We start from the raw sequence: 21,790 nt of genomic DNA on the forward strand, positions 1-21,790 counted from the left end.
TGGTTGCCGGAATGCTGGTACGCAAGGACAAGGCGGCGGTCGTCCTCTTCGACATGCAGTTGGAGCTCATCCCGCTGCTGCTGGAGGGCACCCAGTTGCTCCACAACACCTGCTGGGTCGCGGAGGTGGCACGGGAGTTCGGCGTACCACTGCTCCTCACCGAGCACAGGAAACTGGGCGGACCCTCCCTGTCGCTGGACGAGGCGGCCAAGGGCGCGCCCCGGCTGGAGAAGGAGCACTTCGACTTCCTGCGCGAGGAGTCCGTCGCCCGCCATGTGGCGGCGGCCGGCCGGGACCAGTACGTACTGGCCGGCGCGGAGACCCATGTGGTCGTCCTCCAGTCGGCACTGGGCCTGCTGGAGCAGGGCAAGACGGTCTTCGTGCTCGCCGACACCGTCTCCGCCCGCAACCGGGCGGACCACTATCTCGGCCTCGAACGTCTTCGGCAGCTCGGGGCGCACCTGATCACACGGGAGATGTTCTTCTTCGAACTGATCGGCAACTCCGAGGACCCCCGCTACCTCGAACTGGCCAAGAAGTACCTCGACGGGCGTTACATCCGGTAGACCCCGTGCGGGCCGGACCACCCCCGGCCCGGACGCCTCCGGAGACCGCGGGGCCGGACAACCGGTCCTGCGGTCGCCGGAGGCGGCAACCCCCGACCTGGGCCTCAGCCCGGCCCGGTCAGCCGCCCGTCCGACAGTTCGAGGAGCCGGTCGCGGTGGCGCTCGCGCAGCGCGCGGTCGTGCGTGACCATCACGACGGGGCCCTTGAAGTGCTCCACCGCTTCCAGCAACTGTTCGACCAGCACCAGGCTGAGGTGGTTCGTGGGCTCGTCGAGCAGCAGCAGATGCGGCCGCCGGGCGAAGAGCAGCGCCAGATCCAGACGCCGCCACTGACCCACCGACAGCCGGTTCGCCGGAGTACCGAAGTCCTCCGGACCGAACAGGCCGAACCGCGTCAACTCGGCCGCCGCGTCCTCGACATGGACCGCGCGGCGCGCGGCGAACGCTTCCAGGAGACCCCGCCGCTCCGCACCGAAGTCGCTGTCCTGCGGCAGATGCCCGACCCGCAGCCCCGGCGCCCGCTCCACCACCCCCGCGTCCGGTGTCCGGCCGCCCACCAGCACCGACAGCAGCGTCGACTTGCCCGCGCCGTTCGGACCGCTGATCACATACCGGCTGCCGGCGCCCAGCGTCAGCTCCGTGCCCCGCAGGACTTCTCCCACGTTCAGACCGGTGACCCGCAGCAGCACACCGCCGGACAGTTCGGCGAACTCGCCCTCCCCGTCCGCGTCCTGCGGGGGAGCGAACTCCAGAGGCTGCGGCGGACGCGGCACCTCCTCCTCCAGGAGCCGCCGCAGATGCAGCCGCGCGGCCCGGCCCGTACGGGCGACGGCCCGCTCCGCACCGCCTCCCGCGGCGTCGTACGACAGCTTGTCGTTGTCGGCCCGGCCGCTGAACATCCGCCCGTTCGCGTCGGCCCGCGCCACCCGGTGCCGCGCCTCGGCCAGCTCCTTGCTCCACTCGCCGTACCGCTGCCACCAGCGCTGCCGCGCCGCGGCACGCTCGTCCAGGTACTCCCGGTAGCCGCCGCCGTAGCGCACGGTGGCACCCCGCGGGCCGTCCAGGTCCACGATGGCGGTGACCGCCGTGTCCAGCAGCGCCCGGTCGTGCGACGCGATCAGACACGGCCCCTGGTACGACGCCAGCCACTGGACCAGCCAGTCCACCGCCCGGTCGTCCAGGTGGTTGGTGGGCTCGTCGAGCAGCAGCCCGGCCGGCTCGGCCAGGACCAGCGCCGCCAGCGCCAGCCGGGCCCGCTCACCCCCCGACAGGGTCCGGACCCGGCGCTCCCGGCCGAGACCGGACAGGCCGAAGACGTCCAGCACCTCACCGACCCGGGCGCCGAGCTCCCAGCCGCCGCGCCGGTCGAACTCGTCCCGCAACCGGCCGTACTCCTCCAGCACCGCGTCGAGATCGCCCGGGGCGGCGGACGACATCAGCTCCTCGGCGGCGCGCATCCGCGCGGCCAGTTCCTCGAACTCCGCGGTCGCCCGGGACAGGACCTCCTCGATGGTGAAGTCCGCCGGAAAGTCCGGGCGTTGGGGCAGGAAACCGACCTGGCCCGTCACCGCGCGCACCACCTGGCCGCGCTGCGGGACGAGCTCCCCGGAGAAGGCGCGCAGCAGGGTGGTCTTCCCGCGGCCGTTCTCACCGATCAGCCCGACCCGCTCGCCGTGCGACACCCTGAGTGAGACGTCGTGCAGCACCACACGGTCGCCCAGCACCTGGTGCAGGTTCTCGGCGAGCAGGTGAGCCGTGCGGTGGTCGGCGGACAGGATGTCCTGCCCGCCGGGCGGGTGTGAGGACACGTCACTCATCGTAGGGCGCCCCCGTCTCCAGCAGCCTGCCCCCGGACATGGACAGCCAGCGGTTCACCCCGATCTCCCTGATGAACCGTTCGTCGTGGCTGACCACCACGAACGCCCCCTCGTACGAGTTGAGCGCCCCCTCCAACTGCTCGACGCTGTCGAGGTCGAGATTGTTCGTCGGCTCGTCGAGCAGCAGCAGTTGCGGCGCCGGTTCGGCACCGAGGACACAGGCCAGCGTCGCGCGCAGCCGCTCACCCCCCGACAGGGACCCGACCGGAAGGTGCGCCGAGGCCCCCCGGAAGAGGAAGCGGGCCAGCAGGTTCATCCGCTCCGCCTCGGGCTTGTGCGGCGCGTGGTCGGCCATGCACTGCGAGACGGTACGGTCCAGCGGCAGCGTGTCCAGCCGCTGCGAGAGATAGGCGACACGCCCCTCCGCCCGCTTGAACTCCCCCCGGTCCGCCGTGATGTCGCCGCTGATCACCCGCAGCAGGGTCGATTTGCCGACACCGTTGCGGCCGGTCAGCGCGATGCGCTCCGGCCCCCGCACGGTGAGGTCGACCCCCTCGCCCGCGAAGACCTCCCGCTCGCCGTACCGGACGTTGATCCCCTCGCCGAGGAAGACGGTCCGCCCCGCCGGCACCCGGGTGTCGGGCAGCTCCAGCGTGATCCTCCGGTCCTCCCGCAGCATCCGGCTCGCTTCGTCCAGCCTGGCCTTCGCGTCCGAGAGGCGTTGGCCGTGCGTGTCGTTCGCCTTGCCAGCGGACTCCTGGGCGCGCCGCTTGAGCGTGCCTGCGGCCATTTTGGAGATGCTGCCCTTCGCGGCTGCCTTGGCACCGACTCCGGCCCGGCGCGCGGCCCGCTCCCTGGCCTGCTGCATCTCCCTCTTCTCCCGCTTGACCTGCTGCTCGGCGGTACGGATGTTCTTCTCGGCGTTCTCCTGCTCGGCGCTCACCGCCTCTTCGTAGTCCGTGTAGTTGCCGCCGTACAGCCGCATGTCACCCGCCTCCAGCTCGGCGATGGAGTCCATGCGGTCGAGCAGGGCACGGTCGTGGCTGACCACGAGCAGGCAGCCGTTCCAGCTCTCCAGCACCTGGTAGAGCCGGTGCCGGGCATCGAGGTCGAGGTTGTTGGTCGGTTCGTCCAGGAGCAGCACGTCGGGCTGTTTGATGAGCTGTGTCGCCAGGCCGAGGGAGACCACCTGGCCGCCGCTGAGGGTGTTCAGCCGCCGGGACAGCGGGACGTCGCCGAGCCCCAGCCGGTCGAGCTGCCCCCGGCTGCGCTCCTCGATGTCCCAGTCGTCGCCGACCGTGGCGAAGTGTTCCTCGTTCACGTCCCCCGCCGCGATGGCGTCCAGCGCCGCGACGACCGGTGCGATGCCGAGCACCTCGGCCACGGTCAGGTCACCGGTCAGCGGCAGACTCTGGGGGAGATGACCGAGGAGGCCCGTGACGGTCACGGCCCCCCGGTTCGGGCGCAGTTCGCCCGCGATCAGTTTGAGCAGGGTGGACTTGCCCGCCCCGTTCGGCGCGACGAGACCGGTGCGACCGTCCCCCACGGACCAGGACAGGTCGTGGAAGACGGGAGTGCCGTCGGGCCAGGAGAAGGAGAGATTCGAGCAGACGATGCCGGCGTCGGACATATGCGCGGTCCTCGCAGATATGCGGGCGCACCGAAGCGCCCCGGGAGAGTGGAGTGGTCAAAGCACGCGGGGATACGGCCACGGAGCCGCGCACGCGCGGCGCACAGCCGTGGCACTCGACATCCGGGTATCACCCGGTGATGTCGTCGTCACCCGCTACAACCACGATGATCTCTCCTCTGAGTTGCACATCCGCATTTCACGTTACCAGAATCGGCCGGTGCGGCAGGGGCCAAGTGGGCATTCGCGAGCGCGAACTGACGGGTCCTCATTCGGCCGTTCCCCGCCGTTGCGGCAGTTCCGGACGCGCGCCCCGCCGCGGTCCGCGGACGGCGGTGACCAGCACCGTTCGCACGGCCCCAGCGGGCCTCCAGCGGGACTCCACCCGTTCTCGCGCGCGCCTCCACGGGATCCGTAACCGGTGGGTTCCGAACCTGGGTACCGTGCAGAGGACAGACAGGGAGCCCGCGTCGACGCGCGGACGGCACCCGGGTGACCGGGCCGCAGCGTTCGGGCCACCGTCGGACCGCCGCCCGCCAACCCCGCGCGGCGCAGACACATGGGGGGAGTTGAGTCACACATGTTCGATTCCGGTGCACTTCTCTTCGAGCCGGAGCGAGAGGATTCCGCCACCCCGGCCACCCCGGCCACCCCTGGTCCTCCGGTGGCGACGGCCACCACCGCGGGGACCCTCCAGCAGCACTCCGAACGCGTGCCGGTCTCGTCGCTCCTGCCCGGCTACTCGCCCCGCGTACAGGGGGAGGACTCCGCGCACGTCGCCCGCCTGGCCGAGCTCGACGAACCCCTCCCACCGATCCTCGTGGAACGGTCCACGATGCGCGTCATCGACGGCATGCACCGCCTCATGGCCGCCTGCGCCCGGGGCCGCGACTCCATCGACGTGCTCTTCTTCGACGGCGCGGCCGAGGAGTCGTTCCTCCTCGCCGTCCGGTCCAACATGACACACGGCCTGCCCCTCTCCCGTGAGGACCGCCGGGCCGCCGCGGAACGCATCCTGGCCCAGTGGCCGCACCTGTCCGACCGGGCCGTGGCACGCACCGCCGGGATCAGCGCCAAGAGCGTGGCGGCACTGCGCGCCCCGTCGGCCACCGGCGGGCCGTACCCGGCGGTCCGCAGGGGCAGCGACGGCAGGGTCCGGCCTCTGGACGGCGCGGAGGGCCGCCGCAGGGCCGCCGAACTGCTGGCGGAGCGGCCCCACGCCTCGCTGCGCGAAGTGGCCCGGCAGGTCGGCCTCTCACCGGCGACCGTCGGCGACGTCCGCAAACGGCTCGCCTCCGGCCGGTCCCCCGTACCGGAGAAGGAGACACCGGAGAGAGACACCCCGAAGCCGCCGCCCGCCGGGACCAACGGGAGCGCCCCCGCCCACCGGGAGGACACGGTCAGGGAGACCGCGGGTGTGGTCCGTCCCATCCGCCCGCCGGACGTATCGCCGATCGACAAGCTCCTGCGCGACCCGTCGCTGCGGCACAAAGAGAGCGGTCGCCGGCTCCTGCGCCTGCTCCAGCGCAGCGCCGTGGAGCGGCGCGAACTGCTGCGGATGGCCGAGGCGGTGCCCTCGCACTGCACAGACCTGGTGGTCGACCTGGCGAGGGAGTACGCGGGCCTGTGGGCCGAGTTCGCCCGGGAGATAGGGGAGGCCGACGGGCCCTGCCCCGCGAGCTCTCCCCTGTGACGGCCCGCACGACGAGCGAACGCACCACACCCGGCGCCGATCGGCGCTGGCCCGACCTCCTGGCCCAACGGCTCCGCCAGGAGGAGCAGTTGGCCGGCACGGGCGTCCTGAACGCCGGCCTCGGCGGCAACCGCCTGCTGCGGGACCCGAACCCGGCACCGGGCTCGCCCACCGGCACGGCCTGAAGATCTTCGGTGCGACGATCACACCCTTCGAGGGCGACACCCTCGGCTACTTCACCCCGGAACGGGAGTCGGTCCGGCAGGCCGTGAACGAATGGATCCGCACGAGCGGCGCGTTCGACGGCGTCGCCGACTTCGACGCCGCCGCCCGCGACCCCGGCAGGCCCGGCCGGCTGCTCCCGGCGTACGACAGCGGAGACGGCCTGCACCCCAACGACGCGGGCATGGCGGCGATGGCCGGGGCGTTCCCACTGCGACTCCTGCGCTGAGCGGGTCAGCGCACGACGTCGAACACGTTCTTCCGCAGGCCGGTCCGTGACTGGTCCGGGGACAGTCCTCACGAGCAAGTTCTTCGTCTGCTGGTAGTACGCGGCTCACATGGCCGCTGAACAGGGAAGACGCCTGCCACGATGTCGACTTGAGCGTGCTCCGGCCCGCAATTGGCCCGGACCTTGAGCGATGGGCTTCATCGAGTCTCTCCGTCTTGGCGGCTGCGGAAGGCCGGCCCCGCGTGATCCGGGGCCAGCCCACTTCCACCTCCGCGGGGAGAAGAGGCGTCTGCCCGACCTCAGCCGCGGCAGACGCCTCTTTCGGCCGTCAACTCGGCTGCAGAGACGTCCATTTCTGGTTGGCGGAGCCGTTGCAGTCCCACAGCACCAACTGCGTGCCGTCGGTGGTCGATGCAGCCGGGTCGTCAAGGCAGCGGCCGGACACGGGGTTGCGGTAGCCACCGTTGTAGACCTGCCACTGCTGGTTGGTACCGCCGTTGCAGTCCCAGATCTCGATCTTCGTGCCGTTGGCGGTGCCGGCGCCGGTGGCGTCCAGGCACTTGCCCAGGGCGCGAAGCGTGCCGTCGGTACGCGCCGACCAGATCTGGGCGTCGGTGCCGTTGCACCCCCAGATCTGCACGGCGGCGCCGTTCGCACTGCTGCCGGCGTTGACGTCCAGACACTTCCCCGCGACACCGGACTGCACCTGCTGGCCCACGCCGACCGGTGCCTTGAGCCAGCCCGCGCTGTCGGCGGCCTGGATGCCGGCGTTGAAGGCGTCAGCCATCTTGCTGAAGCCGTTGTCGTTGGGGTGCAGGGCGTCGGAGAGGTCCGCCGCCGTCAGGGCGCTCATGTCCACGAAGCGCACATGCTTGCCCGCCGCCTGCTTCGCCGACACCATGCCGGGGATCGTCGCGTTGAACGCCGGCCGGCTGGCCTCCTCGCCGGCACTGGTGGAAACGATCACCGAGCCCACCAGCACGGTCGCGTCAGGAGCGTCATTGGTGATCCGGTCGATCAGCGCGCTCAGCCGGTCGGGAGCGGTCGGTACCTCGTAGTTCCCGTTCAGATCGTTCGTGCCGATTTCCAACGTGACGACGTTGGGCCGGTACCGGGCCAGGACCGAATCGGCGATCGAGTCGATCTGGTCGATACGCCACCCGGAGTGGCCCTCGTTGTCGGGGTCCGACATCGGACCGTTGCGCCCCGAGCCCACGAAATCCAGAGCGTGGCCCTCGGCCGCCAGCTCGTTCCACAGATAGCCTCGGTAGCTGTTGCCCGAAGGACTTCCGACGCCCCAGGTGATGGAGTCGCCCAGGGGCAGGACCCGCAGACTGGCGGGCGCCGCGGCGGCGGCCCGCGTCCCCGGGCTCCCGGCCGTTACCGTTGCCGAGGAAGCCGATCCGACACTCAATGCCGTCATCAGGGCCGTTGCCAGTAATGCCGTGGTGACGCAGACGGTGGATCTCTTCATGGTCAGTCCTGTCGGTGGGGAGGGATCGCGACGGGAGGCGCCCGCAGCGCGATTCGTACGGAGGTTCACGCGGCAGGCAGCGCCCAGCGCTGGTTGGCGCCGCCGTCGCAGGTCCACATGTCCAGTTGGGTGCCGTTGGTGGTGTCGAAGCCGGGGTCGTCCAGGCATTTACCGGATGCGGGGTTCACCAGTGTGCCGTTGGACGGCTGCCACTGCTGGTTGGCGCCGCCGTTGCAGGTCCACAACTCCACCGGGGTGCCGTTGGCCGTTGCGGCGCCTGTGACGTCGAGGCACAAACCGCTCGCCCGCAGTGTCCCTCCAGTGACGGTCCAGGTCTGCGCGGAGGAGCCGTTGCAGTCCCAGAGATCGGCCTTGGCGCCGGCCGTGGTCGACGCACCGAAGTCGTCCAGGCACTTGCCGGCGTTCACGCCGGAGGTCACCGGGCCGGTCGGTGGCGCGGTGCCGCCGCCCGACCCGGGCAGTGCGGCGACCAGTGCGTCCTCGCCGGCGGCCGTGGTGCTGTACGAGACGGATTGCACGGGGCCCGCCCAGACCAGGCCGAACTGGCCGGAGCCGTCGGTGTCGTGGGCGATGATCGAGTTGGCCTGGGCCGTCAGGAAGCCGTCGTAGGCGGTGCTGCGGGCTGCGGTGGCGAACGCCCGCAGATCGCGGACGAAGATGCCCTTGAAGGCGGGACCGTCGGCTCCGCAGTTCGGCTCGCAGGGCTCCGTCAGGATGCCGTTCTTGCTCAGCCGGGACGTTGCCGCGTCCGCGATGGACGTGCCCGTGGCGAGCAGGCCGGAGTTGCCTGTCGCCTTGTACAGTTCGGCCAGTCCGGACAGGATGACACCCTGGTTGTAGGTCCAGGTGGTGTCGTTGTTGTTCTGGCAGGCGCTGGTGAGCCCGTCGTTGACCAGGTGCGAGCTGTTGATCATTCCGCTGCCGTTGAACCAGTTCCACTCGGCGTTGGCCCATCCCAGGTAGGTGGTGTCTCCCGGAATGCGGTTGTGCAGCCCTGCGGTCACCTGGAGGAACAGCTCGTTGGGGATGGCGTTCTTGTAACTCTTCGCCGTGCTCCAGTAGATGCCGCCGCCGCACGTGGAGTCCCAGTAGCCGTGCATGTATTCGGCGTCGGTCCTGGCCATCTGGAGGTAGGAGGCGTTGCCGGTGATGTCGTATGCCTGGATCCAGGCCAGCGCCCACCACCCCGTGTCGTCCAGGTAGTCGTTGGTGAAGTTGTGCGACTTGTTCTTGTTGAACGTCGTCTCGTACGTCGACTGGTACTGGGCGTCGCCGGTCCTCTGCTGGTAGGCCATGACGGTGCTCATCGCCACCGCCGAGGTCCACCAGCCGTTGCCGATGAGCCCGGTCCCCGCGTCGTAGGACTTCATCAGGGCAGCGGCGCCGTTGGACGCCGGGGTGGCGGCAGCCGTGGAGGTGCCGGCCACCCCCATCAGCAGTCCTAGCCCGAGGGCTGTGGTCGCGACGGCGGCCACCAGCCGCCGTAGCAACGGTCTGTGTTCATGCCTGTGTTTCATGCGCTCGGTACCGTCCATTTCTGGTTGTTTGCTCCGTTGCAGTCCCAGATTTCGAGTTGGGTTCCGTCGGTGGTGGTGGCGTTGGGTACGTCGAGGCAGCGGCCGGACTGGGGGTTGCGCAGGGCGCCGGTGGAGGTGGTGTAGGTCCATTTCTGGTTGTTGCCGCCGTTGCAGTCCCAGAGTTCGACGAGGGTGCCGTTGGCGGATCCGCCGTTGCCGGTGACCTCGACGCACTTGCCCAGGATCTGCAGGGTGCCGTCGCCTGCCACGGTGACCTGCTGGGCGGCGGAGCTGTTGCAGCTCCAGATCTGGATCTTGCTGCCGTTCGTCGTCGAAGCGGCGTTGTCATCCAGGCACTTGCCGCCGTTCGCCGACGTCACCGGACCGGCATGGGCTGCCGGCGGCCCGGGGGGCTTGGCGCCCCCGTCGCCGTTGTACGAGGGGGGTGCGGAGGACGCCGCAGTGGCCCAATTGGTGTTGGCGGTGGTGCCGAGAGTGAGCTTGAGGGTGCCGCCGCCGGTCGCGAACGACGCCGGCAGGTAGGCGTTATTCCAGTCGGCACCGTTGAGTGTGGCGCTCTGGACGTAGGGCGCGTTGTCGGCGGCCTGCGGGGCGTTGACGGTAATCGTCTTGCCGTTGCCGAGGGTGACGGTGACGTTGGTGAACAGCGGACTGCCCAGAGCCAGGTCGGAGGTACCGGGTGTCTCGGGGTAGAAGCCCATGGCCGACCAGACGTACCAGGCGCTCATGGTGCCCAGGTCGTCGTTGCCGACCTTCCAGTTGGCCGGGTCGTTCGGCCATAGCTGGTCCTGGACCTTGCGGACGATCTGCTGGGTCTTCCACGGCTGCCCGATGTAGTCGTACTCCCAGGGCAGTTCGATCGAGGGTTCGTTCCCGAGGTCGGCGTGCGAGCCGCCCGAGCCGCCGAGGTCCGACAGCACGCTGTCCAGATAGGTGGCCATCTTGGCGTTGCCACCCATGGCGTCGGCCAGGCCGCGGATGTTGTGCGGCACCGCCCCGGTGTACTGCCAGGACGTGCCCTCGACGAACTGATCGCTGCTGGTGGGGTTGAATCCCGACTTCCAGGAGCCGTTCGTCTGCTTGGGCTGCATGAATCCGCTGGAGGTGTTGAAGACGTTGCGCCAGTCCTGGGCGCGGTTGGCGAACTGACTCTGTGTGGTGGTGTCGCCGAGTGCCCCGGCGAAGGCGGAAGTGGCGAAGTCCTGTGCGCTGTATTCGAGCAGGGTCGCCACCGAGCCGTAGAAGTCCTTCGGATAACTGCCGTCCGAGGGCAGATATCCGTACTTGGTCTGCAGGTCCAGGCCCATCCGGATCGGATTGGTGGTGGTGCCCTGTTTCACCATGGCGTTCTTGGCGGCGGTGGTGTCGAAGTTCCGTGCCCCGAAGGCGTAGTAGTCCGCCACGATCGCCGGACCCGGATCGCCGTTCATGACCTGGGTCTCGGCCGAGTTCAGCGACCACTTGGGGAAGAAACCGGCTTGCGCGTAGTCGTTGACCAGCGACTGGGCGCTGTCGCTCGCCTGCTGTGGCGCGACCAGTGCCTCCAACTGCGCCTGGGTGCGGTAGATGTCCCAGCCGGAATAGGTGCCGTACTGGGCCTTCTGCCGGCCCGACACCGTGTGCACCTGACGGTCGAAGCCCCAGTACTTCCCGTCGCTGTCGCTGAGCAGGTTGGGGTGCAGCAGCGAGTGGTACAGCGAGGTGTAGAACACCTTCTGCTGGTCCGACGTGCCGCCGCTGATCGCGATCTTGCTCAGGACGCTGTTCCACGCGTTGTGCGCGGCGGTCCGGGTTCCGTTGAAGTCCCAACCGGCGTTCTCCGCCGCTCGGTTGGCGGTGGCGCCGGCGATCGAGACGTAGGACAGGCCGACCTTGGCCTGCACCACCCTGTTGCCGGTGGTGTTGAAGGTGACCGAATTCCCGCCGGTGAAGGTGCCGTTGCCGGTCATGGGCTGGTCGAAGACCATGTCGAAATACGCGGTGTACGACGGGGCCGAAGCGCAGAACAGCCCGGCGTCCACCGAACCGCTGACCTCGGTGCTGCTCACCTTCGTGAAGTGCAGATTGGTGGCCTTGTCCGCGTTCAGTTTGAACAGCAGATTAGCCTGTGTGGTCGAAGGGAACGTGAAGCGCGCCATTCCGGAGCGGGCCGTGGTGGTGAGTTCCGTCTTCACGCCGTTGCCCAGTGTGACCGAATACGCCCCCGCGTCGGCCGACTCGCTGCTGTGCGAGAACGTCTGGGTGGCGGCGCCGTCCACGGTCCCGGTGGTCGGCAGCACGGGGATGTCGCCCATGGCGCCACAGCCCGGCCCGGACAGATGGTTGAGACTGAAGCCGGTGACAACGTTGTCAGAGTACGCGTAGTTACCGCCGGGCGGACGGGAGGACGTGTCGGGGCTCCACGAGACCATGCCGAACGGAGTGTCGGCACCAGGAAAGGTGTTTCCCGCGTTGGATGTGCCGAGCAGCGGGTTGACCAGAGACGCCGGATCGGACACCGCGGCGGCGGCCCCGCTGATCGAGGCAGTGGCAGGCGTGCCGGCGTGAGCGGCGGTCGGGGCGGCGAACCCCAGCAGCATCAGTGAGAGAGCAAGTGGAAGGCGCCATCGTTTCATCGTTGCGGCTCCAGGAACGGACAGCCGTGGCTGTCACCGGACCGGTGGGGGTAAATCCCGAGAAGCAAAGGGCAGGCCGGCGAGGGTTGTCAACGCAACCGACCGAAATCGCAAAAGAATCAACAGCCTCCGGTTCGAGGGCAGTTACGCAACGAGGGTCCGACGATCATCGGCGTACGAGGTCCGGGCGGATCTCATCGGCTACCGGCCTGCCCGGCTTGTTACCACTGCTCGACCGGCGTGCGCGGGGGCGCTGACGACGGGCACCGCCGGGTTTCCGTCAGGCGCGGTGCGGGCTGCCGGCGGGGGTCGCCAGGGACTCGGCGAGAGCGCAGGCCCCAATTCATCCCGACGTGTCCAGCCCATTGACGCGGTCATGGCGGGTGGCTAGCTTCGGAGAGCGCTCTCCTCTGTCGTCAGTGCGTCTCGCCGCCTGTGACCGGTCTCCCGGGAGTCCCCATGAAAGCCCTATGGAAGCCTCTTGCCCGTGGCGTTCTGACAACGTTGTCACGACCTGTTGCCGCGCGAACGGTGCCAGGGTCCGCGCCGACGGCGGGCGCGATCGGAGCCGCCGAAGGCTGGGGGGACTGCCGGTCACCGACCGCACTACTCGCCGACCGCCATGGTCGTTTCTGTTTCCTTGTCGGGAGCATTGACTCGGAAACAAACACGACTCCACACTGTGCGCGATTCTCCGAGTGAAAGGATGTCAGTTATGCGGAGATTGTTAAGACTTGCGCCTCTATGGGTGCTGACGCTCCTCGCTGCCGCCCTGGCGGTGAGTGCCGTTCCGGCCCAGGCCGCTACGACCTCGATCAGCGTGGACGGTGCCCAGAGCGGCCGGACGTTCGACGGAATCGGTGCGATCAGCGGGGGCGGCGGTAATTCGCGACTGCTGACCGACTATCCGGCCGACCAGCAGTCCCAGATCCTGGACTACATGTTCAAGCCCGGCTACGGCGCCAACCTCCAGTTGCTCAAGCTGGAGATCGGTGGCGACGCCAACTCCACCGACGGCTCCGAGCCGTCGATCGAGCACAGCAGGGGCACGATCAACTGCAATGCCGGATACGAGTTCTGGCTGGCTGAGCAGGCCAAGGCGCGCAACCCCAACATCGGTCTGTACGGCCTGGCGTGGGCCGCGCCCGGCTGGATCAACGGCGGCTTCTGGTCGACCGACACCATCAACTACCTGATCTCCTGGCTGGACTGCGCCAAGACCCACAACCTGAACATCAAGTATCTCGGCGGCTGGAACGAGCGCGGGCACGACGCCAACTGGTTCGTTCAGCTCCGCTCCGCGCTCGACTCGCATGGTTACGGCGGCGTCCAACTGGTCGCGGATGACAGCGGCTGGAACGTGGCCGACGACATGGCGAACAACAGCGCCTTCAACAACGCCGTGTCCATCATCGGCGCGCACTACTCGTGCGAGGGCGGGGACGGGGGCAACGCCCACACCTGCTCCAGTACCACGGCGGCGAAGAACAACGGCAAGCCGCTGTGGGACAGCGAGAACGGCTCGCAGGACATGAACACCGGCGCCCCCGCGCTGATCCGGGCCATCACCCGCGGCTACATCGATGCCAGGATGACCAGCTACTTCAACTGGCCACTGATCGCCGCGATCTACCCCAACCTGCCCTACAACACCGTCGGTCTGGCGACGGCCGCCTCGCCGTGGTCGGGCAATTACCAGATCGGTGCCAGCACCTGGGCGACTGCCCAGGTCACCCAGTTCACCCAGCCCGGCTGGAAGTTCATCGACTCCGCTTCGGGCTACCTCGGAGGATCGGAGTCCAACGGCACCTACGTCACCCTGAAGTCGGCCAACAACTCGGACTACTCCACCGTTCTGGAGACCACGACGTCGACCTCGACGCAGACCGTGAACTTCTCGGTCAAGGGCGGGCTGTCCACCGGCGCGGTCCACGTGTGGGCGACCAACGTCAACTCGCCGAGCAACAGCTCGTCCTTCATCCACACCCAGGACATCACACCGAGCAACGGCTCGTACTCGCTGACGATGCAGCCCGGCTACGTCTACACCGTCAGCACCATCGCCGGCCAGGGCAAGGGCACCGCCACGTCGCCTGCCGCCCACGCGCTCGCACTGCCTTACTCCGACAACTTCGACAACGTTGTCACGGGTGGGGAGGCGAAATACCTCTCCGACATGCAGGGCTCCTTCGAGGTCCAGCCCTGCACCGGCCGCTCCGGCAAGTGCGTGCAGCAGATGGCTCCGGTCAAGCCCATCGAGTGGCAGGACGATTCCGACTCGTACTCGCTGATCGGCGATCCCACCTGGTCCAACTACACCGTCAGTTCCGACGTCTACCTGCGAAGCGCGGGGACGACCGAGCTGCTGGGCCGGGCCAACACCCAGCAGCGTCCGCAGTCCCACATGAACGCCTACTATCTGCGCATCCGGGACACCGGACAGTGGTGGATCGAGAAGATGTACACCGACGGCAGCAACCACACGCTGGCCACGGGTACGACCACAGCGCTGGGTACCGGCCAGTGGCACAACCTGTCGTTCACATTCCAGGGCGCGGAGATCAGCGCCAAACTCGACGGGAAGCAGTTCGGTTCGGTGAACGACTCGTCGTTCCAGACCGGACAGGCCGGCCTCGGCATCCAGGGCTACCGCACCGACCAGTTCGACAACCTCTCCATAACCCCGGGGTCCGGTGGCGGCACCGGGACCGGCGCGGTCAGCTCGGGCCTCAACGGCGCCAAGTGCCTTGACGACTACCAGGCATCGGCCACCCCCGGCGCTGTCGTGGACCTCTGGGACTGCAACGGCTCCTCGGCCCAGCAATGGACGGTGGCCAACGGCGCGGTACGCAGCGGCGGCCTTTGCCTGGACGTGGTCGCCGGCGGTACCGCCAACGGCAGCCTCGTGAATCTGTGGACCTGCAACGGCGCCGCCAACCAGCAATGGACGGTCCGCAACGGAACGCTCGTCAATCCCGCGAGCGGACGCTGCCTCGACGTGCCCGGCTTCACCACCACCAACGGCACTCAACTCGACATCTGGGACTGCAACGGCGGAACCAACCAGAAATGGAACCTGCCCACCTGACCCACGGCTCAGCCGGTCCGGGCGGACGAGCACCGCGGCGCCCGCCCGGACCGTCATCCGCGCAGCCCGCACCCGCCAGCCCCACCACCGCACAGTCCCGGCGCGGATCCCCGCTCCGGGGCCATGACCCATCACTGTGAGAGGTGCACGATGTCGAGACCTGTCCGCGGGCCACGCCCGCATCCGCGCCGGCGGTCCCAACTGCGCTTCGGACTGGGCGCGTTGGTCCTGGCCGCGTCCACGGTCACCGGTACGGGGGTGGCGGCGGGTCCGGCCGCCGCCGCGAGCGCCGTCGCTCCGCGGCCGACGCTGACCTTCGCCGATTCCGCGACGCAGGCAAAGCTCGGAGCCCCCTATGCCAAGGCGCTGTCCAATCTGCTCGACACCAACACCGTCAGCTACGACCCGGCGGTGTACAACTCCTCCGGACTGATGAGCGGTGATCCGCAGACGTTCATCCGGGCGGGCGGCGGCTACGACCAGCCGTGGACCCGGGACGCGGCGGTGAACAGTTGGAACGCGGCGAGCCTGCTGGAGCCGAAGCAGGCAGCGAACACCCTCTGGTCGGCGGTGGTCAAGCAGTCCGACGGACAACTGATCGTCCAGCAGGACAACGAGCAGTGGGACCAGGTCGTGTGGATGACGGGTGCCTGGAACCACTACCTGGTCACCGGTGACCGGACCTTCCTCACCCATGCCTATCAGGTGGCCACCAACACCCTGAATCTCCGCAGGAGTCAGAACTTCAACAGCAGTCGCGGGCTGTTCCAGGGGCCGTCCTTCTTCAATGACGGCATCGCGGGCTATCCGGCGCCTCCGGCCGACAGCACGGAAAGCCACGGTGGTTACGTCGGCGACTACGCGGCGACCGCGACGATGATGACGCTCAGCACGAACGCGGTGTACTACGCGGCCTACCGCAGTACCGCCCAGATGGCCACGGCCCTGGGCAGGCCCGCCGGCGAGGTGAGCGCCCTCGGCGCGTCGGCCGACACGCTGAAGACGAAGATCAACCAGAACTTCTGGATCCCCGGCAAGGGACTGTACGGCTACTTCGTCCACGGCGACGACGGCATGTCCGGCCAGATGGATCAGACCGAGGAAGGAACCGGCCTGTCCTTCGCCGTGCTCTTCGGTATCGCCGACTCCGGCCAGGCTCAGTCGATCATGCGCAACGCGCACGTGCAGCCGTACGGCATCGTGGACACCTACCCGAACTACGCCCGCTACAGCGACGCCAGGCCCGGCCGGCACAACGTGGTCGTCTGGCCGATGGTGCAAGGGTACTGGGCCGATGCCGCCGCGCAGACCGGCAACCAGGCGCGGTTCGCGAACGAGGTCCAGGCCCTGGCCGGACTCGCCAACTCCAGCGGGCAGTTCGCCGAGATCTACAACGCGCAGACCGGAGCAGTGGACGGCGGCTGGCAGACCGGCGGCCACTGGACCGCCGCTCCCGACCAGACCTGGTCGGCGACGGCGTACCTGCGGATGATCGACAACGATCTGTTCGGCATGAAGTTCAGCACCACCGGCATCGACTTCCAGCCGACGCTGCCCGCCGGGTGGGGCGACGTCACGCTGAACGGCGTCCCGTACCGGGGCGCGACGCTGAACATCGCGCTCCACGGGTCCGGCAACGTCATCAGTTCCTTCAAGATCGACGGCACAGCTTCCTCAACGCATGCCGTCTCCGCCGCGCTGACCGGCGCGCACACCGTGGACATCACCCTCTCCGGAGGGCAACCGCTGCCCAGCACCGGCACCATCCTGTCGGCCGCGAACAGCGACAAGTGCCTCGACCTCAACGCCAACGCCACGGCGAACGGCACGCCCGTCCAACTGTGGGACTGCAACAACACCACGGCACAGAGCTGGACGCGCCAGGCGGACGGCACAGTGCGCGCCAACGGCAACTGCCTCGACATCAACGGCGCGAGCACCGCGGACGGAGCGCTCGTCCAGGAGTGGGCATGCAACGGCGGCTCCAACCAGCAGTGGAAGGTCACCAACGGCACCCTGGTCAACCCGGCGTCCGGGAAGTGCCTTGACGTCCCGGGCGGTAACACCGCCAGCGGCACCCGGCTGGAGATCTGGACGTGCAACGGCGGCGCCAACCAGCGCTGGGCGACACCGTGACCTCGCAGCCGCCCAGCCCGCAACGCACCTCACACGTTTCCTCTCGACGGCGGCGTCAAGAAAGGCGTTCCTTGTGAGAATCGGCAGACCGAACAACACTGTGGCCCGCTCGCTGCTGACCGTGGCGGTCGCATGCGCCCTGACCGTGCCGACGTACGCGCTCACGCTCGCGCCCGCGGCCTCTGCCGCGCCCGCCGCGTCGGCCGCCGAGGCCCCCGCCTTCACCACCTCCTTCGAGTCCGGCCAGCCGCAGCCCACCTGGAACAGCACGGTGGAGACCAACGCATCGGGCAGTCCGCGCACCTCCGGGATATCCGCCGGCATGACCACCACGGTCGGCTCCGGCCCCGCGGCGGGCCCCGACATCAAACCCAACGTCGGCTTCACCGGGACCAAGGCGCTGCGGTACTCCGGCAGCCACACCCAGAACGGCGGGGTGTGGGCGTGGAACAAGCTCTACAACGTGAACATCCCGGTCAGCCAGAACACCCAGATGTCCTACGAGATCTTCCCCGAGCTGAGCCGCGGCGACCTCACCTACCCGAGCACCTACGCCTCGGTGGACCTGCACTTCACGGACGGCACCTACCTCAGTGAGCTGTCCGGGGCGCCGCTGGACCAGAACGGCGTCAACCTGAGTCCGAAGGCACAGGGCACCGGCAAGATCCTCTACGCCGACCAGTGGAACCGCGTCGCGTCGGCCATCGGCTCGGTGGCCGCGGGCAAGACCATCGACCGTGTCCTGCTCGGCTACGACGACACCCAGGGCATGGCCGACTCCACCCAGTTCAAAGGCTGGGTCGATGACATCACCCTGGGCGCGGCGACGCCCAACACCTCGTCCAGCTACGCCCAGCACGTGGACACCCGGCGCGGCACCAACTCCTCAGGATCCTTCTCCCGAGGCAACAACCTCCCGCTGACGGGGGTACCGAACGGCTTCAACTTCTACACCCCGGTCACCGACGCGGGCTCGTCGAGCTGGGAGTACGACTACGCGGCGCACAACAACGGCGACAACCTGCCGACCCTGACGAGCGGCAGCAAGATCCAGATCTGGAGCTGCAACAGCTCGCTGCCTCGACGTACCCAACGCCACCACCACCGACGGAACCCAACTCGAAATCTGGGACTGCAACGGAGTAAACAACCAGAAATGGAGCCTTTCCTCCTGAATCCGGGCGCTTGATGCCCCTGGAACAGCGTCAGCCCCTGCGCCGATGTGCCGGGGCTGCCGTTGTTCCCCACCGCTCGCTTTGATTCCTCACCGGGCGGGTGATGAACGCGGCTCGCGACGGCGAGCCGTTCGACGCTCAGCCAGGTCTGCCAGCCTCCGTCGAGCAACGGCGGGACCGAAGGAATACGCGCCGCACTCTCGCAGATGCCTATGCAACGATTACCCCGGCATTCGTTAGGCCGCGGGCTGTGTACGGGGAGCCTCGGGTGCTGAGACGTGCGCCGAGGAGGGCGCCTGCCGGGCAGATGCCCTGGCCAGGCGCCCTTTTTCGGTGTCTAGAAGAAGCCCAGCTTCTTCGGCGAGTACGACACGAGCAAGTTCTTCGTCTGCTGGTAGTGCTCCAGCATCATCTTGTGGTTCTCGCGGCCGATGCCCGACTGCTTGTAGCCTCCGAACGCCGCGTGTGCCGGGTACGCGTGGTAGCAGTTCGTCCAGACCCGGCCCGCCTGGATCGCGCGGCCCGCGCGGTACGCGGTGTTCATGTCGCGGGTCCAGACGCCGGCGCCCAGGCCGTACAGGGTGTCGTTCGCCGTCTTGATCGCGTCGTCGAAGTCGCTGAAGGACGCGACGGCGAGAACCGGGCCGAAGATCTCCTCCTGGAAGATCCGCATGCGGTTGTCGCCCTCGAAGATCGTGGGCTGGACGTAGTAGCCGCCCGCGAGTTCGCCGTCGTAGTCGATGCGGTGACCGCCCGTCAGGACCTTGGCGCCTTCCTGCTGGCCGATGTCCAGATACGAAAGGATCTTCTCCAGTTGGTCGTTGGACGCCTGGGCGCCGATCATCGTGTCCGTGTCCAGCGGGTGGCCCGGCACGATCGCCTCGGTGCGGGCGATGCCCGCCTCCAGGAACTCGCTGTAGTGGCCGCGCTGGATGAGCGCCCGCGACGGGCACGTACACACTTCGCCCTGGTTGAGGGCGAACATGGTGAAGCCCTCAAGCGCCTTGTCGCGGAAGTCGTCGTCCGCCGCCCATACGTCGTCGAAGAACAAGTTCGGGCTCTTGCCGCCCAGTTCCAGGGTGACCGGCTTGATGTTCTCCGAGGCGTACTGCATGATCAGCCGCCCCGTGGTGGTCTCGCCGGTGAAGGCGACCTTGGCGACGCGCGGGCTGGACGCCAGCGGTTTGCCCGCCTCCACGCCGAAGCCGTTGACGATGTTGACCACACCGGGCGGCAGCAGGTCGGCGATCAGGCTCATCCAGAAGTGGATCGAGGCCGGGGTCTGCTCGGCCGGCTTGATCACGACGGCGTTCCCCGCGGCCAGCGCCGGGGCCAGCTTCCATGTCGCCATCAGGATGGGGAAGTTCCACGGGATGATCTGCGCCACCACGCCCAGCGGCTCGTGGAAGTGGTACGCGACGGTGTCGTCGTCCAGCTCGCTCAGCGAGCCCTCCTGGGCCCTGAGCGCGCCGGCGAAGTAGCGGAAGTGGTCGATGGCCAGCGGGATGTCGGCGGCGAGGGTCTCCCGTACCGGCTTGCCGTTCTCCCAGCTCTCGGCGACCGCCAGCTCCTCCAGATGCGCCTCCATCCGGTCCGCGATCTTGTTGAGGATGTTGGCACGCGCCTCGGCCGACGTCTTCGCCCAGGCGGGTGCGGCGCCGTGCGCCGCGTCCAGGGCGCGCTCGACGTCGTCGGCGGTGCCGCGCGCAATCTCGGTGAAGGGGCGGCCGTTGACCGGGCTCGGGTTCTCGAAGTACTGGCCGCGGGCCGGCGGGACGAACTCGCCGCCGATCCAGTGGTCGTAGCGGGACTCGTACGAGACGATCGCGCCCTCGGTGCCGGGCGCAGCGTAACGGGTCATCTCTGTGGCCTCCCGATTCCGCGCCGCCCGCCGTTGGACGGCGCCGGAACCGAGGCTAAAGGGCCCTACGTTGCAACGGGGTTGCGTGCCCGGTGGCGGTGGTCAGCCGGATGGTCAGCCCGCCTTGATCATGTCGGCGCACTTCTCGCCGATCATCATCGTCGTGATGCACGGATTGACGGCGGGCAGGAACGGCATCACGGACGCGTCCGCCACCCGCAGCCCGCTAACACCCTTGACCCGCAACTGCGGGTCGAGCGGCGACAGCACGTCGTCCGCCGCGCCCATCCGCACCGTACCCGCCGGGTGGTAGACGGTGTTGTGCGTCTCCCGGATGTACGCGAACAGCTCCTCGTCGGACTGCGCGGCCGGCCCCGGAGCCAGCTCGGTGCCCGTCCACTCCGCCATCGGGGCCTGCGCGGCGATCTCCCGGGCCAGGCGCAGCCCGTACGTCATCACGCGGCGGTCGTGCTCGTCGGTGAAGTAGCGCGGGTCGACCTTCGGCTTGTCCCGGAAGTCGCGGGTGCGCAGCCGCACGGTGCCCATGGAGCGGGCCCTGGTCACGTTCGGGGTGAGGCAGAACGCGTTGTCCGTCGTCGGATAGCCGCGCCGGTAGGTGTTCATGTCGAACGGCACCGAGCCGTAGTGGAACATCAAGTCGGGCCGGTCCAGGCCCGATTCGGTGTCGGCGAAGATCCCGATCTCCCACCACTGGGTGGACGAGCTGACCATGGGCTGCTTCGCCTCCCACATGATCACACCCTCCGGGTGGTCCTGCAGATGCGAGCCGACGCCGGGGGAGTCGACCCGTACATCAACGCCGGTCTCCCGCAGATGGGCGGCCGGGCCGATGCCCGACAGCATCAGCAGCTTCGGCGAGTCGATGGCGCCGCAGGCGACGATCACCTCGCGGCGCGCCGCGACCGAACCGCTGTGGATGGTGTCGGGCTCCAGATACTCCACACCCGTACAGCGGTTGCCGTCGAACAGCAGCCGCTTCGCCTGGAGTTCGGTCCTGATCTCCAGATTGGGCCGGCGGCCGATGAGCGGGTGCAGATACGACACCGAGGCGGACGACCGGGTGCCGTCCTCGCGGGCGTTGATCTGGAACTGGTGCGCGCCGCGCACCACGGTCGTCCCCGTGTTGAACGGGGTGGTGGGAATGCCGGCCGCCGCACAGGCCTCCAACAGGGCGACCCCGCACGGGTCGTGGGGCGGCACCGTACGGATCACGACGGGACCGGAACGGCCGTGGTGGTCACCGGGCGCGTCGTTGGTCTCCAGCCGCTGGTACAGCGGGAAGCAGTCGGCGGCGCTCCAGCCCGTGCAGCCCAGCGCGCCCCACTCGTCGAGATCCTCGGCCGGCGCCCAGAAGGCGATGCAGGAGTTGTGCGAGGAGCAGCCGCCGAGGACCTTGGCGCGCGCGTGGCGCATAAAGCTGTTGCCGTTCTCCTGCGGCTCCACCGGGTAGTCCCAGTCGTAGCCCGACTCCAACAGGGCCATCCACCGGTCCAGTTGCAGGACGCTGTCGTCGCCGACGTCCGAGGGGCCCGCCTCCACCACGCAGACGGTGACGGCCGGGTCCTCCGTCAGCCGGGCGGCGACGACGGCTCCGGCCGTACCGCCGCCGACGACGACGTAGTCGAATTCGTGCACAGGTGTTCCGGCGGGCATGACTGCTCCAGTTCAGAGGCGAGGGATTCAGGGGCCGGGGTTCGGAGGCCG

Annotated in this window: 14 protein-coding genes; 7 read left to right on the forward strand and 7 right to left on the reverse strand. The window is 68.7% G+C overall.

The annotated features are described in order from the left end of the window. The first annotated feature begins 11 nt into the window (after positions 1-11). The gene (locus ACZ63I_RS19005) at positions 12-566 is read left to right on the forward strand and encodes a hydrolase (protein ID WP_469340011.1); all 555 of its coding nucleotides are present in this window, start codon (positions 12-14) and stop codon (positions 564-566) included. Between the two features lie 104 nt (positions 567-670). Here ACZ63I_RS19005 and ACZ63I_RS19010 read toward each other — a convergent pair whose 3' ends face one another. Beyond that, a complete protein-coding gene (locus tag ACZ63I_RS19010) occupies positions 671-2,374 on the reverse strand; it encodes an ABC-F family ATP-binding cassette domain-containing protein (protein WP_469340012.1) in 1,704 nt (567 codons plus the stop codon). Between the two features lies 1 nt (position 2,375). Further along, positions 2,376-4,013, reverse strand: a complete 1,638-nt coding sequence (gene abc-f, locus ACZ63I_RS19015; RefSeq protein WP_469340014.1) for a ribosomal protection-like ABC-F family protein — start codon at positions 4,011-4,013, stop codon at positions 2,376-2,378. Between the two features lie 580 nt (positions 4,014-4,593). On the opposite strand from abc-f, the gene ACZ63I_RS19020 reads away from it, so the two are divergent. The 3 genes from ACZ63I_RS19020 to ACZ63I_RS19030 are packed head-to-tail and all read left to right on the forward strand — an operon-like array spanning position 4,594 to position 6,157. Continuing rightward, positions 4,594-5,706 carry a transcriptional regulator gene (locus tag ACZ63I_RS19020; RefSeq protein WP_469340015.1) on the forward strand — a complete coding sequence of 371 codons (1,113 nt, stop codon included), beginning with the start codon at positions 4,594-4,596 and terminating at the stop codon, positions 5,704-5,706. Next, entirely contained in the window at positions 5,703-5,891 is a 189-nt protein-coding gene (locus ACZ63I_RS19025) for a hypothetical protein (protein ID WP_469340016.1), read from the forward strand. Before ACZ63I_RS19020 ends, ACZ63I_RS19025 begins: the two co-directional genes overlap by 4 nt. A 17-nt stretch (positions 5,892-5,908) precedes the next feature. Continuing rightward, positions 5,909-6,157, forward strand: coding sequence for a GDSL-type esterase/lipase family protein (locus tag ACZ63I_RS19030; RefSeq protein ID WP_469340512.1), 249 nt, complete (start codon positions 5,909-5,911; stop codon positions 6,155-6,157). Between the two features lie 328 nt (positions 6,158-6,485). On the opposite strand, the gene ACZ63I_RS19035 is transcribed toward ACZ63I_RS19030, so the two are convergent. From ACZ63I_RS19035 to ACZ63I_RS19045, 3 genes are all read right to left on the reverse strand, one after another. Beyond that, complete coding sequence (locus tag ACZ63I_RS19035; RefSeq protein ID WP_469340017.1) at positions 6,486-7,631, reverse strand: ricin-type beta-trefoil lectin domain protein; 1,146 nt, start codon at positions 7,629-7,631, stop codon at positions 6,486-6,488. Positions 7,632-7,696: 65 nt separating this feature from the next. Beyond that, entirely contained in the window at positions 7,697-9,169 is a 1,473-nt protein-coding gene (locus ACZ63I_RS19040; protein ID WP_469340018.1) for a glycoside hydrolase family 76 protein, read from the reverse strand. Then, complete coding sequence (locus tag ACZ63I_RS19045) at positions 9,166-11,805, reverse strand: lectin (RefSeq protein WP_469340020.1); 2,640 nt, start codon at positions 11,803-11,805, stop codon at positions 9,166-9,168. The genes ACZ63I_RS19040 and ACZ63I_RS19045 overlap by 4 nt, the downstream gene beginning before the upstream one ends. 748 nt (positions 11,806-12,553) lie before the next feature. On the opposite strand from ACZ63I_RS19045, the gene ACZ63I_RS19050 reads away from it, so the two are divergent. From ACZ63I_RS19050 to ACZ63I_RS19060, 3 genes are all read left to right on the forward strand, one after another. After that, positions 12,554-14,893: a ricin-type beta-trefoil lectin domain protein gene (locus ACZ63I_RS19050; RefSeq protein ID WP_469340021.1), complete on the forward strand. Its 2,340-nt coding sequence runs from the start codon at positions 12,554-12,556 to the stop codon at positions 14,891-14,893. Between the two features lie 150 nt (positions 14,894-15,043). After that, positions 15,044-17,029 (forward strand): ricin-type beta-trefoil lectin domain protein, encoded by a 1,986-nt coding sequence (locus tag ACZ63I_RS19055; RefSeq protein ID WP_469340023.1) that lies wholly within the window; start codon positions 15,044-15,046, stop codon positions 17,027-17,029. Between the two features lie 73 nt (positions 17,030-17,102). Further along, the gene (locus ACZ63I_RS19060) at positions 17,103-18,218 is read left to right on the forward strand and encodes a hypothetical protein (RefSeq protein WP_469340025.1); all 1,116 of its coding nucleotides are present in this window, start codon (positions 17,103-17,105) and stop codon (positions 18,216-18,218) included. Positions 18,219-18,541: 323 nt separating this feature from the next. On the opposite strand, the gene exaC is transcribed toward ACZ63I_RS19060, so the two are convergent. Both exaC and ACZ63I_RS19070 read right to left on the reverse strand, forming a co-directional pair. Next, a complete protein-coding gene (gene exaC, locus ACZ63I_RS19065) occupies positions 18,542-20,065 on the reverse strand; it encodes an acetaldehyde dehydrogenase ExaC (protein WP_469340027.1) in 1,524 nt (507 codons plus the stop codon). 114 nt (positions 20,066-20,179) lie between these two features. Next, a complete protein-coding gene (locus ACZ63I_RS19070; protein ID WP_469340029.1) occupies positions 20,180-21,739 on the reverse strand; it encodes a GMC family oxidoreductase in 1,560 nt (519 codons plus the stop codon). Between the last annotated feature and the right edge of the window lie 51 nt (positions 21,740-21,790).

The sequence above is a fragment of the Streptomyces sp. NPDC087906 genome, assembly GCF_055584925.1.

Excerpts from the sequence above, each read along its gene's own strand:
- ACZ63I_RS19005 (WP_469340011.1), top strand. The coding sequence starts at position 12 with ATGCTGGTACGCAAGGACAAGGCGGCGGTCGTCCTCTTCGACATGCAG.
- abc-f (WP_469340014.1), bottom strand. The coding sequence starts at position 4,013 with ATGTCCGACGCCGGCATCGTCTGCTCGAATCTCTCCTTCTCCTGGCCC.
- ACZ63I_RS19020 (WP_469340015.1), top strand. The coding sequence starts at position 4,594 with ATGTTCGATTCCGGTGCACTTCTCTTCGAGCCGGAGCGAGAGGATTCC.
- ACZ63I_RS19035 (WP_469340017.1), bottom strand. The coding sequence starts at position 7,631 with ATGAAGAGATCCACCGTCTGCGTCACCACGGCATTACTGGCAACGGCC.
- ACZ63I_RS19040 (WP_469340018.1), bottom strand. The coding sequence starts at position 9,169 with ATGAAACACAGGCATGAACACAGACCGTTGCTACGGCGGCTGGTGGCC.
- ACZ63I_RS19045 (WP_469340020.1), bottom strand. The coding sequence starts at position 11,805 with ATGAAACGATGGCGCCTTCCACTTGCTCTCTCACTGATGCTGCTGGGG.
- ACZ63I_RS19055 (WP_469340023.1), top strand. The coding sequence starts at position 15,044 with ATGTCGAGACCTGTCCGCGGGCCACGCCCGCATCCGCGCCGGCGGTCC.
- exaC (WP_469340027.1), bottom strand. The coding sequence starts at position 20,065 with ATGACCCGTTACGCTGCGCCCGGCACCGAGGGCGCGATCGTCTCGTAC.
- ACZ63I_RS19070 (WP_469340029.1), bottom strand. The coding sequence starts at position 21,739 with ATGCCCGCCGGAACACCTGTGCACGAATTCGACTACGTCGTCGTCGGC.